Genomic DNA, 12,648 nt, shown 5'->3' on the forward strand with positions numbered 1-12,648 from the left:
CCCTGGCATCTCTTGTCAGTGCATCCCCGCTGACGAGTACACGCTCTGCCCACCCCCGTAGTAGCTGGTCATCAGGTGATGGAATGCGGCCTCGCACTTCTCGTTGTAGACCGTCTCATCGAAGCTCTCAGGCAGCCCCTGGTCGAAGACGATCTCCAAGGTGCGGCGGACATCGCCCTTAGCCTGGGCCTTCTTCCGCCAGTCCAACACCAGCTTCTCCTCCTTGAGCGTCTCCAGCAGCTCCCGACACATCGCCTTTACCTGGGCCACCTCCTTGTCAGTCATCTCCGGTGCTGGCTTGGTGATGATGTCGAACAACGCCAGCTCCTCCTCGGTGAGCCCCTCGCGGATCGCCCGCTGGTCTTCCTCCTGCAGATCCTCGGTGAAGTTCATCAGCTCCTGAAAGAACGCCTCGATGTTCATGCTGCCGGAGTTGTACTTCTCGATCAGCTTCTGCAGCTTCTCCATGAAGTCGGCACGGCTGGGGTTCTTGGCCACCATGCTCTCCAGCTTCTGGTTCAGCAGTGCCCTCAGCTTCTCCGACTCGGTGCGCTTTTTGCCCTTGTCGAACTTCTCCTTGAGCTTCTCGAAGTCGATTTGGCTCAGGTCGAATAGTGGCTTGTCATCCTCGTCCTCGATGATGTAGGGCACAGGGGCCACGGACTGATCCAGCAGGTCGTCCACGTCCTTCATCACCTGGGAGATATCGACCTCAGGATCCAGCGCCTTGATCTTCTGGGCCAGCACGGAGAGCAGCACTGCATCGGGTGCCAGGGTATTGGCATCGGGATCGGGAAGGATGGCCCGATAGACCCTTGAGACAGCCCTGGCGAGGCTCAGGAAGCCTTTCTTGGTCTCCTCGCTCTCCAGCAGCGTCTCCACGGCATCGTCCAGCAGAGCCACTTTCTGGAAGCCTCCTGCTGCCTTGATTGCCTCGGGGTCGATCCTCTTCTCGGTCAGGAAGGTGATGGCTTTTGCAGTCAGATGCTTGAGGTACTCAACCAGCTCGGCTTTCTGCTGGATCGGACTGCTGTCGTCCTGGGGAGGCTGGTCGCCATATCCTGCTTGTGATTCTTCCACCTTGGACGGAGCACCCCCGTAGATGGCCAATGCCTCCTGCAGCTTCCTGAAGACACCCGCGTAGTCGACGATCATCCCTGCTTCCTTGCCGGGGTACTTGCGGTTGGCCCTGGCGATGGTCTGCATCAGGGTGTGGTTCTTCATCGGCTTGTCGAGGTAGATGGTCGAGCAGGAGGGCACATCGAAGCCGGTGATCCACATGGCGCAGACGAACACCAGTCGCAGCGGGTCGTCGGAATCCTTGAACTTCTCGTCGAGGTCTTCCTCCACCATGCGCTTGCGGTGGGGCAGGATGTCGAGCCCCTTGTCCGCCAGCTCCTTCACCTCGTTCTGACCCTGGGAGACCACCACTGCCATGTCGGTCTCGGTCATCACCTGGATACGGTGCTTGAGCACCTCCTGGCGCTCCCTGGGTGCGGAGGGTAGTTCGGTCTGGAGTTGGGCCAGGTAGGTCTTCCAGTGGGCCTGTACCTTGTCGTACATCTTCACGGCGGTGGCCTTATCGATGCAGACCATCATCGCCTTGCCCTGGTGACCCCTGCCGACGAAGTGCTGCACGAGATCCTCTGCGATGGCCTCCAGGCGGTCGTCACGGGTGATCAGGTGGTACTCACGGGCGAACACCCGCTCGACCTTGCGTTCCTGATCCTCGTCCAACTCGGCATCCTCCAGCAGCCGGGTCAGATCCTCGTTGAGGTTCTCGTTGATCAGCTGCAGCTCGGGGATCCGGTTCTCGTAGTAGAGCGGTACTGTGGCTCCATCGGCGATGGACTGCCCGAAGTCGTAGACCGATATGTAATCCCCGAAGACCTCCTTGGTCTTCTCTTCTCCAGCCATCAGCGGTGTCCCGGTGAAGCCCAGGAAGGCTGCATTGGGGAGGGCGGTCCGCATGTTCATCGCCAGTGTGTCGTACTGGGAGCGATGGGCCTCGTCGGTGATGACGATGATGTCCTGCCGGTCGGAGAGCTTGGGGTAGGTCTCGCCCTGCTTGGTGCCGAACTTCTGGATCAGCGTGAAGACGTAGCGGTGGTCCTCAGTCAGCAGCTGCTTGAGGTGGGCACCGCTCTCGGTATGGGCCTCCACCTCGTTGACCGCTCCGGTGGCGGCGAAGGTCTTGTAGATCTGCTCGTCCAGCTCGTTGCGGTCGGTGACGATCACAAACGTCCAGTTGCCAGGAATCGTGCGGTGAATCTTCTGGGTGAAGAACACCATGGAGAGCGACTTGCCCGAGCCCTGGGTATGCCAGAACACCCCCAGCCGACCAGCCTCACCGTCAGGGCGGTTCTTGATCCGCTCCAGCTCAGCGATGGCCTTGTTCACCCCCAGGTACTGGTGGTTCTTGGCAATCTTCTTGAGCGTGCCACCTGCTGCTTCCTCGAACACCGTGAAGTTCTCCACGATGTCTAGCAGTCGTTCAGGTTCAGCGATGCCCCGGATGGCGGTCTCGAGAGAGACCACCCCCTTCTCGCCCTCGTCGTTGATCCGCTTCCACTCGAAGAGATGCTCCCAAGGGGAGAAAGTGCTGCCCACCAGGGTCTCGGATCCGTTGGAGAGCATCACAGCCGCGTTGTGAGTGAACAGTTGGGGGATCACATCGCGGTAGTCGGTCAGGTTGTCGTCATAGGCCGCCTTGAGGGTCTTGTGGCTGGCCTTCAGCTCTACGAACAGCAGTGGCAAGCCATTAACGAATCCGACCAGATCGGTGCGTCTAGTATGCAGCTCACCCCGCACCCAGAACTGCGAGGCCATCAGGAAGTCGTTCTCGTGGGGGTGGCTCCAGTCGATCACCCGTACCGTCTCGATAGCGGTGCCGCCATCCTCATCCGACACTTCTACCTTCACGCCATCCTTGAGCAGCCGGTAGACCTCCAGATTGGCGTTTACCGCCAGCAGCTTGGAGCGGTCACGGGTCAGCTCCTCGATGGCCTTCTCCAGAGCATCGGCGGGTAGCTCAGGGTTGAGCTTCTCCAGTGCCACCCGCAGCCGAGATACTAGCACCACGTCCTGTTGGGTCTGCCGTCCCTCGCTCGATACCGTTCCCGACCACTCCCCGTAGAGATTGGCGGTGTCCCAGCCCAGGTCATCGAACAGCTCGATAGCGGGCTGCTCGACCAGGGCATCTTCGGAGTAGGCATAAGCGGGGGATGGCGGGGGAGTCATGCGGCTTCGACCTCCTTGTCGTCGGGCATGGAGATGTCGGATACGTCGATCTCACCGGAGACCAACTTGGGCAGGAGCAGGTCGCGTTGGGCACGGAGATTACGGCTAGCTCGTTGCAGATTTAGAATACGATCAAACATTGGTGCTGTGAGTTTGCTATATGAAGACACCATTTCTTCACAGGGTGCAATTACTTTAAGCGATGCGAATTTACCGCGACTCAGGTTCGTCATAGTCGCGCCAGTGGCACCGTAGTTGTTGATATCATCCCGAAGGGATAGTGTCGAGAAATAAAGAAACTCTCTCAGGTCGCTCCGAGCTGGCACGACTGTGTTGATCTGCTGGTTGGTCTGAGAGGGCTCAGAGGTGATTACTACGATACCCCCTGTGCCAATACAGCTCACGCAAATGGAGTTGGCTGGGACAGTCTTTTTCCTTTGCGTCTCTTCTCCCTCTCTGGAAAGTGCCTCATTAGTTTCAGTGATGAAGATTTGGCCATGCATATCGGGGAGCTTGATAAATGGAATTTCACTCCCGAATAGCTCTGGCTTTTTCTTGGTGGGTGTCTTGCCAGTGAGAATCGTGCCAAACGACTCAAGAGAGGCAACCTCCCACTCCTCAGGAATCCTCCCAAGCTCACTCTCCTCGAAGCTCACTTCCTCATGCCCAGGGAAGCGGAAGTGGACGAACCACTCCTCGTACAGCCGCCGGGCCATCTCCTCAAGGATCTCGATGCGGCGCGTGTTGTTCTCGATGAGGTCGTCGTAGGCGGAGAGGATGGAGGCGATTTTCTTTTGGATATCCAAGGGTGGAAGCTTGAACGGAAAAGACCCTAAAACCTGTGCATTTGCATTTGGTTGTGCGGCCCCACCGACGTTCCGCTTAATGAATTTTTTGTACGCCGCTGATTGAACAACATGACCAATAAATTCACTATCAACTTCTCGATTAGGTTGAAAGCGCACAAGGTACGAGGCAAAAACAGATTGTGGCGGATTTCTTAAAAGCTTTGCATAGCCAGTGGTGGCCCCTGTTCTAGCGACGACAATGTCGCCGTCCTGAAGGAGGTACTTTTCGAGGTTCTTATTGTTTATCTCGCAATGTGGTACAAGTCGCCAATCTACGGACTCTGGGACAATATCTGTTATCCGAAGAAACTTTGGTCCTATGGGGTCAGCAGTGGCACTGGCAGTATAGCCGTACTGAACGTGGTCGCAGACATCCTTTAGGGTCACATCCTTCCAGCTCACTGTGATCCCTCCAGTACTTGGACTACGTTCTCAGATATTTTTTTCTCTAAAGCTTCGGATTCAAGGTTTAACTGCAGCAGCTCCTCAGCCAGTTCCTCCAGTCGTTCAGCAAAGTCCACATCTTCAGCATCTCTTGCCGCCGCCCCGACATAGCGCCCAGGGTTCAGTGACCAGCCCTGCGCTTCGATCTCTTCGCGAGTCGCCACTTTGCAGAGCCCAGGCATATCGGCGTAGCCCTCGGCCAGCCCCTTGTCGGCCAGTAGCGGCTCACTGCCTTGATCCAGTTCAATGTCTTCGCCACGGTAGAGCCGGACGATGTTGGCCAGGAACTCGATTTGCTCGGGAAGCCAGTCGCGGTGCGCCCGGTCGATCTGGCGATAGATATGGCGAGCGTCGATGAAGAGCACCTTGTCGCCCCGCTCGGTATCGCTCTTGGCTCGGTCGAAGAACCACAGGGTGCAGGGCAGGGTGACGGTGTAAAAGAAGTTCGGCCCCACCGAGACGATCACATCCACAGCACCTGACTCGATAAGCTTCTGGCGGATCACCTGTTCACTACCTCGGGCATCCCCTGCCGAGTTGGCCATGACGAAGCCAGCACGCCCTGTCGGCTTGAGTGAGGCGTAGAAGAGCTGCATCCAAAGGTAGTTGGCGTTGTCGGTTCTGGGCATCCCGAAGGGGAAGCGGACATCGCCTTCCAGTCGCTCCTTGTCTACCCCTGAAACGTTGAACGGAGGATTGGCCATGACGAAGTCAAAACGACCTCCCAGGCGGTCGGCTGCATAGAAGGGGTCTTCGTAGTAGGTATTGGCCACTCTGACGTCACCTGAGAGACCGTGCACCGCAAGGTTCATCTTGTTCAGGTTGACGGTGGTCTGGTCCTTCTCGGTGCCGAAGATCGAGATCTCGTCCATGGCCGTCTTGTGATGACGGTTCACGAAGTCTGCCGAGTGGACGAACATGCCGCCAGAGCCACAGGCCGGGTCATAGATCCGCCCGTGGTAAGGCTCAAGTATCTCCACGATCAGCTTAACGATGGACTCGGGAGTGTAGAAGACGCCGCCTTTCTGACCTTCCTTCAGGGCGAAGTTGCCAAGGAAGTACTCGTAGACCTTGCCGAAGGCGTCCCCCGAGAGATCTACCGGGGCGAGCTGCTTGAGCAGTTCCTGCAGCACCCAGTTCTCCAGGCGCGTGTAGGTTCGCGGCAGGGCACCCTTGAGGTCGGGGTTCTCGTCCTCGATGGCCTTCATGGCATCGTTGATGGCTCGCCCGATGTTGTCTGCCTCGGTGAGCGACAGCAGGTGGGAGAAGCGGGCGGTCTCGGGGAGGAAGATCACACCCTCAGCCAGGTAGTCGTCCTTGCTCACCTTGCGGCGGCCACCGGACCCCACAGGCCCCAGCTTCTCCTCGGCGGCGGCGTACTTCTTATCGGCATACTTCAGGAAGATCAGCCCCAGCACAGGGGTCGAGAACTCAGCGGGCTTGAGGCCGGTGTTGGCCCATAACTGGTCAGCTGCTGCCCACAGCCGCTTCCCTACGTCTCCATTGACCAAGGTCTTGCTCCGGTTCGTCTTGCAGTGTTCTTCAGGATAGTTACCTGTCGCCAGCTTACTACACCGGCTCATGCGGATGCATGTCAGCCAAACGCTATGTCTATCGGTGATCCACACTCGCAAATGATGCGTAAATGAATATAAGACATTGATATAAGTGATATTTTCCTCACGCCCTGCTGTTATTCATTCACCAGCCACCCAGGTGGCAGACACGCGGAGGTGCAGCACCATGAGGATCACAGTCGGAGCATGGGGGGTTGGGGTCACGGTTTTGGGCTTGGTCGTTCACCTGTACTGGGGTGACACCTACATCAGGGTGCCGTGGGTTGGGGAGCTGGCATGGAATAGCACGGGGCTTCATATCAATCGGCTGGGTCGAGGTAGTCGTACCCCACGAGAGTTCAGGGAGTAAGGGCTCATGGAGGACTTCGCATCGGAGATCCAGGCACTTCAGCTCCAGGCTGCCAAGATGCAGTACAACCGCCTTGCACTCAGCAGGTTCACCCGGTGCCTCCAGCAACTACGAGGGGTGGGGGCGACCATGAACATCCAGGCTGCCCACATCTATATGGAGGTGGTAATCCAGCAGGGCATCACCGTGGGCGAACTGATCAGGAAGACTGGCCTCTCCCAAGCTTCCTGCTCGCGGAATCTGGCGTTGCTATCCAAGGTGCAGCGGCATGGCAGACCGGGGTTCGACTTGGTGGTATCGCTTGAGGACCCCTACGAGCGGCGGCGCAAGGTCACGTATCTGACGCCACGAGGGGGAGAGCTGGCGGCTGCTCTGTCGGACATCTTCAAATCTGGCCGACAAGGCAGCGAGCTCCACTCAGGTGTTGCAGCAGAATCCTAAGTATTCTTTTACCACACAGTATTGGACAAACACGCTGAGCCCCTGGCCACACCGGCTGGGGGCTCTTTCTTTCGTCCGCACTCAACCCGCTATCAAGCACCTCGACAACCGAGAGAAACACACCATGACTACCGAACTGACCAGCTTCAACTTCAACACCCTGACCGTCCGCGTGATCGAGCATGAGGGCCAGCCCTGGTTCGTGGCTGCCGATGTCTGCAAGGCACTCGGCCTCCAGAAGCCCAGCATGGCCATCAAGTCACTGGACGAGAGGGAAAAGCGTAAATCTGATTTACCCATTTCTCGTGGCTCCGCCCCCACCCTCATCTCCGAGTCCGGCCTCTACAAGCTGATCATGCGGAGCGACAAAGCTGAGGCCCGTGCCTTCCAAGACTGGGTCACCCAGGTGGTGCTCCCGGCCATTCGCCAAGACGGCATGTACGTGATGGGGGAGGAGAAGGTGGCTACTGGCGAAATGAGTGAGGACGAGATGGTCCTCAAGGCCATGACGCTTCTCCAGAGCAAGGTCGAGCGTCTTCAGCAGGACTTGCAACAGCTAACTGATGAGCGGAATGGTCTGGCCAAGGTCCTGGGCTGCCGTCAGCACACCGTTGGACAGTTCGCTCGGAATCTCTCCGGCGTGAACACCCACAAGGTCAAGTGGGATCTCATGCAGCTCAAGTACTTCTATCGCAAGTACGGTGCCTACCGCGTGTATGCCCAGTACCACCACCTCTTTCAGGAGAAGCTCAATGAGCGAAGTGGGTACGCTGCGATCATGGTCACTGAGAAGGGGAAGGCTCTTCTGGCTCGTCTCTACGAGCAGGGAGACCTGACTATGAAGAAGGCTTGGCGCTGATTACCACATACACCTCCACGACCCCTGGCCACCCCGGCTGGGGGTCTTGCTTTCAAGCACCTCGACAACCGAGAGAGAAACAACATGACCAACGTACTGACCACCACCAACGCCCTCACCATGTCCAGCCGCGAGATCGCCGAGCTGGTCGAGTCCCGCCACGACAAGGTGAAGCAATCCATGGAGCGCCTCGCCGAGCGTGGCCTCATCACTTTTACCCCAGTGGGGGAGAAGTCCACGGGAGGCCGACCGGCAGTCGCCTACCACGTTAACCAGCGGGACAGCTACGTGATCGTCGCCCAGCTCTGCCCTGAGTTCACCGCTCGGATGGTGGACCGCTGGCAGGAGCTGGAAGAGAAGGTCGCCAAGCCCAAGGAAATTATCGTGTCCAATGAGTACCTGTCCGCCCTCAAGGCGTTGGTCGCCTTAGAAGAAGAGAAGCAACGACTCGCACGGGAACGGAGGAGCACGATGAGTTGAAGATGCAGAGACTGTGTTACCGGGTGCAGAGCCTTCCTACATTTTGCTCGGATCGGGGTCTTGAGCTCTGGCCTGAGATAGACAAAGAAAACCCCCGGTATGGCGAGCGTCGTCTCCGACAGCCCATCATCCGGGGGTTCTTTGCCTTGAGAGGAAGTGGCCCTGTGGACCGTAGGAAGGCCTGTGCAGCGATGGAAATGCGTTCCAGACCTTCCTACATTCTTCCTACAAACCTTCCTACATTACTGCCTACACTGTCGTGTAATGCCTTGATTTCAAAAGGCTAGGGCAGGGTGGGGCCGATTACATCATGCCGCCCATGCCACCCATACCGCCCATGCCACCCATGTCGCCGCCACCGGCTTCCTTCTCTTCCGGATCGTCGGCGATCATGCACTCGGTGGTGATCATGAGGCCGGCGACGGAGCCAGCAGACTGCAGGGCCGAGCGGGTCACCTTGGCCGGATCCAGCACACCCATCTCGAACAGGTCGCCGAACTCGCCGGTCTGGGCGTTGTAGCCGTAGTTGCCTTCGCCTTCCTTCACCTTGTTGAGGATGACGGAAGCTTCTTCACCGGCGTTGGTCACGATCTGGCGCAGCGGGGATTCCAGGGCACGTACGGCCAGCGCGATGCCGTGGTTCTGGTCCTCGTTGTCACCCCGGGTCGCGGCGACCTTGGCCAGGATGCGCACCAGGGCGGTACCGCCCCCGGGCACCACGCCTTCCTCGACGGCGGCGCGAGTGGAGTGCAGGGCATCCTCGACGCGGGCCTTCTTCTCCTTCATCTCGATCTCGGTGGCGGCACCGACACGGATGACGGCAACACCGCCGGCAAGCTTGGCAACACGCTCCTGGAGCTTCTCGCGATCGTAATCGGAGGAGGTTTCCTCGATCTGGGCGCGGATCTGGCCGACACGCGCCTCGATGTCGCCGTCCTGACCGGCACCATCGATGATGGTGGTGTTCTCCTTGGACATGGTCACACGCTTGGCGGTGCCCAGGTGATCCAGGGTCGCCTGCTCGAGGGTCAGGCCAACTTCCTCGGAGATCACGGTACCGCCGGTGAGGATGGCGATGTCCTGCAGCATGGCCTTGCGACGGTCACCGAAGCCCGGTGCCTTGGCGGCAGCGACCTTGACGATGCCGCGCATGGTGTTGACCACCAGCGTGGCCAGAGCTTCGCCTTCGATGTCCTCGGAGACGATTACCAGCGGCTTGCCTGCCTTGGCGACGGCTTCCAGCGTCGGCAGCAACTCGCGGATGTTGGAGATCTTCTTGTCGACCAGCAGGATGTAGGGATCCTCGAGCTCGACCGCCATGGTGTCCTGGTTGGTGACGAAGTAGGGCGAGAGATAGCCACGGTCGAACTGCATGCCTTCGACGACATCCAGCTCGTCCTCGAAACCGCGGCCCTCGTCGACGGTGATCACGCCTTCCTTCCCGACCTTCTCCATGGCCTCGGCGATGATCTCGCCGATGCGAGCGTCGCCATTGGCGGAGATGGTGCCGACCTGGGCGATGGCCTTGGAGTCGGTGCAGGGCACGGAAAGCGCCTGGACTTCCTTGACGGCGGCCGTCACGGCCTGGTCGATACCGCGCTTGAGGTCCATCGGGTTCATGCCCGCGGTCACGGCCTTCATGCCTTCGGTGACGATGGCCTGGGCCAGCACGGTAGCGGTGGTGGTGCCGTCGCCGGCGACGTCGGACGTCTTGGACGCGACTTCCTTGACCATCTGGGCGCCCATGTTCTCGAACCTGTCCTTGAGTTCGATCTCCTTGGCCACGGAGACACCGTCCTTGGTCACGGTGGGTGCACCGAAGGACTTCTCGATTACCACGTTGCGACCCTTCGGCCCCAGGGTAACCTTGACGGCATTGGCCAGGAGATCGACGCCGCGCGCCATGCGCTTGCGGGCATCATCAGAGAACTTGACTTGTTTTGCTGCCATTTTCGTATGCTTCCTGTGAGTTCGTGAACGTCAGTATCGAGCAGTTGCGGGTCGTGTCCGGGATCAGCCTTCGACTACGGCCAGGATGTCGGACTCGCTCATGATCAGCACTTCTTCGCCGTCGATCTTCTGTTTCTCGACGCCGAAGCCATCCTTGAAGATGACGGTGTCACCGACCTTGACGTCGAGCGGGCGGACGTCGCCGTTGTCGAGGATCCGGCCGTTACCGACGGCGAGGACTTCGCCACGTGTCGGCTTTTCCTGGGCATTTCCCGGAAGCACGATGCCGCCAGCGGTCTTCTGTTCTTCTTCAACGCGACGGATCACGACGCGATCGTGCAAGGGACGGATGTTCATTGCTCACGTTCTCCTGATGGTTTAGCTGTGCCGGGTCATCGCCCGGCGGTTTTCATCTTCAACCCGCAGTCATGCTGCGGGGGAGTGGAGGCGAGGTTCGCCTTCCTTGTCGATGGCCCGGGCGTTAACCCGTGCCGAATCCTGATGCTGTCGGATAAGTGGGGCTCTGCATTGGCCTTTCAAGGCCACCACTGAAATTTTTTTTAGTCACGCTCAGCGCGAGTCGTCACGCGAGATGAACTCGCCTTCCAGGGGCTCGTCCTGTCTGTCGCTCTGCTCCTTGTCTCGCTCCTCAGGGGATTCCCGACGCGGGCCGGCCTGTTGCCAGTCGGCATCGGTGCCCTGGCGCGGGCGGTAGGTCCGGGCATGCACGTGCAATCCCTTCATGCGTACCCCCAACCAGGCCAGCAGCCTGGCCAGGCGGCGCCGCGCATTGGGGATCAGGCACATGAACCCCAGGGCATCGGACAGGAAGCCGGGTGCCATCAGCAGCGCACCGCCGAAGATCAGTGCCGCCCCGGTCAGCAGCTCTCCAGAAGGAATCTCCCCCTGAGACATGCGCTCCCGGGCGCGGGCGAAGGTGGCCACGCCTTCCCGGCGGATCAAGTGCAGCCCGATGAAACCGGTGGCCAGAACAAGCAGCAGGGTGCTCAGCAGGCCGATATGGCTGCCAACCGTGAACAGGATGACGAAGTCGAGCAGGGCGAAGACGGTAAAGATGACGAGAAAGGGCATGATGACTCCGCATGTGACAGTTCCGCGATTTATGGGGGCGGAGCGGTGGAATTCAAGTTATAGAGCCGTGTCGTGACGCAGTGATGGAAAGTCCTTCCATTATTCGTTAGGCTATGGTGCAGTGCACCATAGCAAGGTTGCACCAGCAGCTGCCAGCTGCTTCCCCCTGCCGGTGGCTGCCCGGCAATCGCGCCGACAGCGCGACTTCCCATCTCCTGGAGAAGTGCCCATGAAACTCGACAATACCGTTATCGCCATTACCGGCGGCGCGCGAGGCCTCGGCCTGGCCATGGCACGCCAGCTCGGTGCTCAGGGAGCCAAGCTCGCCCTGATGGACATGGATGGCGATAGCCTGGACAGCGCCGTTTCCACCCTGCATGCCGAAGGAATCGAGGCGCGTGGCTTCGTGGTCGACGTCGCCGATGAGGCGTCAGTGACGCAGGCGTTCGGTGACATAGCGTCATCGCTGGGTCCGATTCATGGCCTGGTCAATAACGCGGGTATCGTGCGTGACGGCCTGCTCGTCAAGGCCAGGGATGGCAAGGTAGAGAAGACCCTGCCGCTGGAGCAGTGGCAACAGGTGATCGACGTCAACCTGACGGGGGTCTTCCTGTGCGGGCGCGAGGCCTCGGTACAGATGATCGAGGCGGGCCATGAGGGCGTTATCGTCAATATCTCGAGCATCTCGCGGGCCGGCAACATGGGCCAGAGCAACTATTCCGCTGCCAAGGCCGGTGTGGTGGCGCTGACCACGACCTGGGCTGCCGAGCTGGCACGCTATGGGATTCGCGTGGGGGCAGTGGCCCCGGGGTTCATCGAGACGGACCTGACCGCCTCAATGCGCCAGGACATGCTCGACAAGATGACCTCGGGGGTGCCACTCAGACGGCTCGGCCAGCCCGAAGACATCGCCGAGAGCGTGGCCTTCATCATGACCAACGACTACTTCACGGGGCGCGTGATCGAGTGTGACGGCGGGCTACGACTCTAGACAGCTTGCCAGGCAGGCATTGCCTGGCTGAGGGTAACGTCGGCCGCGCAGCCGGCGTTTTCGGTCGGCCAAGTCAGAAGCTCACTTGATCAGAAGGTCACCTGGTCGGCGAGTCCCTCCACGGTGGCTTCACCGATGCCGCTGACCCGCGTCAGGTCCTCGGCACTCTCGTAGGGGCCGTTGGCTTCCCGGTCCTCGACGATTGCGGCCGCGCGGGTCTCGCCGATACCGGGCAACTCGGCCAGCAACTCGGCGTCGGCCGTGTTGACGTTGATCGGCTCCATCTCCTGAGCCACGGCACAAAGCGGTGCAAGGCCCAGCATCAGCGCGACGAGACTGGCCCCGAGTAGGGCGTGAATCCTGGCTTTCATATCACT

At 59.6% G+C, this 12,648-nt stretch carries 11 protein-coding genes; 4 read left to right on the forward strand and 7 right to left on the reverse strand.

Translation table 11 applies throughout. From position 1 onward, the window contains the following. Nucleotides 1–15 precede the first annotated feature (15 nt). From BMY30_RS09845 to BMY30_RS09855, 3 genes are read right to left on the reverse strand one after another with little or no spacing between them, the layout of a single operon-like run. Entirely contained in the window at nucleotides 16–3,240 is a 3,225-nt protein-coding gene (locus tag BMY30_RS09845; protein WP_089713140.1) for a type I restriction endonuclease subunit R, read from the reverse strand. After that, a complete protein-coding gene (locus tag BMY30_RS09850; protein WP_089713142.1) occupies nucleotides 3,237–4,490 on the reverse strand; it encodes a restriction endonuclease subunit S in 1,254 nt (417 codons plus the stop codon). The genes BMY30_RS09845 and BMY30_RS09850 overlap by 4 nt, the downstream gene beginning before the upstream one ends. After that, nucleotides 4,487–6,043, reverse strand: a complete 1,557-nt coding sequence (locus BMY30_RS09855) for a type I restriction-modification system subunit M (RefSeq protein ID WP_089713144.1) — start codon at nucleotides 6,041–6,043, stop codon at nucleotides 4,487–4,489. The genes BMY30_RS09850 and BMY30_RS09855 overlap by 4 nt, the downstream gene beginning before the upstream one ends. A 421-nt stretch (nucleotides 6,044–6,464) precedes the next feature. On the opposite strand from BMY30_RS09855, the gene BMY30_RS09860 reads away from it, so the two are divergent. The 3 genes from BMY30_RS09860 to BMY30_RS09870 all read left to right on the forward strand — a co-directional run bounded on the left by BMY30_RS09860 (nucleotide 6,465) and on the right by BMY30_RS09870 (nucleotide 8,238). Further along, entirely contained in the window at nucleotides 6,465–6,899 is a 435-nt protein-coding gene (locus BMY30_RS09860; protein ID WP_089713146.1) for a MarR family winged helix-turn-helix transcriptional regulator, read from the forward strand. Nucleotides 6,900–7,023: 124 nt separating this feature from the next. Beyond that, nucleotides 7,024–7,758 (forward strand): BRO-N domain-containing protein, encoded by a 735-nt coding sequence (locus BMY30_RS09865; RefSeq protein ID WP_089713148.1) that lies wholly within the window; start codon nucleotides 7,024–7,026, stop codon nucleotides 7,756–7,758. 84 nt (nucleotides 7,759–7,842) lie between these two features. Beyond that, a complete protein-coding gene (locus BMY30_RS09870; RefSeq protein ID WP_089713151.1) occupies nucleotides 7,843–8,238 on the forward strand; it encodes a Rha family transcriptional regulator in 396 nt (131 codons plus the stop codon). Between the two features lie 303 nt (nucleotides 8,239–8,541). On the opposite strand, the gene groL is transcribed toward BMY30_RS09870, so the two are convergent. The 3 genes from groL to BMY30_RS09885 form a co-directional block, all read right to left on the reverse strand. Further along, nucleotides 8,542–10,188: a chaperonin GroEL gene (groL, locus tag BMY30_RS09875; protein ID WP_089713153.1), complete on the reverse strand. Its 1,647-nt coding sequence runs from the start codon at nucleotides 10,186–10,188 to the stop codon at nucleotides 8,542–8,544. Nucleotides 10,189–10,251: 63 nt separating this feature from the next. Next, nucleotides 10,252–10,545 carry a co-chaperone GroES gene (locus BMY30_RS09880; RefSeq protein ID WP_010628243.1) on the reverse strand — a complete coding sequence of 98 codons (294 nt, stop codon included), beginning with the start codon at nucleotides 10,543–10,545 and terminating at the stop codon, nucleotides 10,252–10,254. A 213-nt stretch (nucleotides 10,546–10,758) separates the two neighbouring features. After that, on the reverse strand, nucleotides 10,759–11,280 hold the full coding sequence (locus BMY30_RS09885) for an FxsA family protein (protein ID WP_089713155.1): 522 nt from the start codon (nucleotides 11,278–11,280) through the stop codon (nucleotides 10,759–10,761). A 229-nt stretch (nucleotides 11,281–11,509) separates the two neighbouring features. Here BMY30_RS09885 and BMY30_RS09890 point away from each other — a divergent pair, with 229 nt between their 5' ends. Next, nucleotides 11,510–12,271, forward strand: a complete 762-nt coding sequence (locus tag BMY30_RS09890; RefSeq protein ID WP_089713156.1) for an SDR family oxidoreductase — start codon at nucleotides 11,510–11,512, stop codon at nucleotides 12,269–12,271. Nucleotides 12,272–12,360: 89 nt separating this feature from the next. Here the strand turns inward: BMY30_RS09890 and BMY30_RS09895 are convergent, their stop codons facing one another. Then, a complete protein-coding gene (locus BMY30_RS09895) occupies nucleotides 12,361–12,642 on the reverse strand; it encodes a ComEA family DNA-binding protein (protein ID WP_089713158.1) in 282 nt (93 codons plus the stop codon). Nucleotides 12,643–12,648: the final 6 nt, after the last annotated feature.

This window comes from Halomonas daqiaonensis (assembly GCF_900109725.1).
Classification (GTDB): Bacteria; Pseudomonadota; Gammaproteobacteria; order Pseudomonadales; family Halomonadaceae; genus Halomonas; species Halomonas daqiaonensis.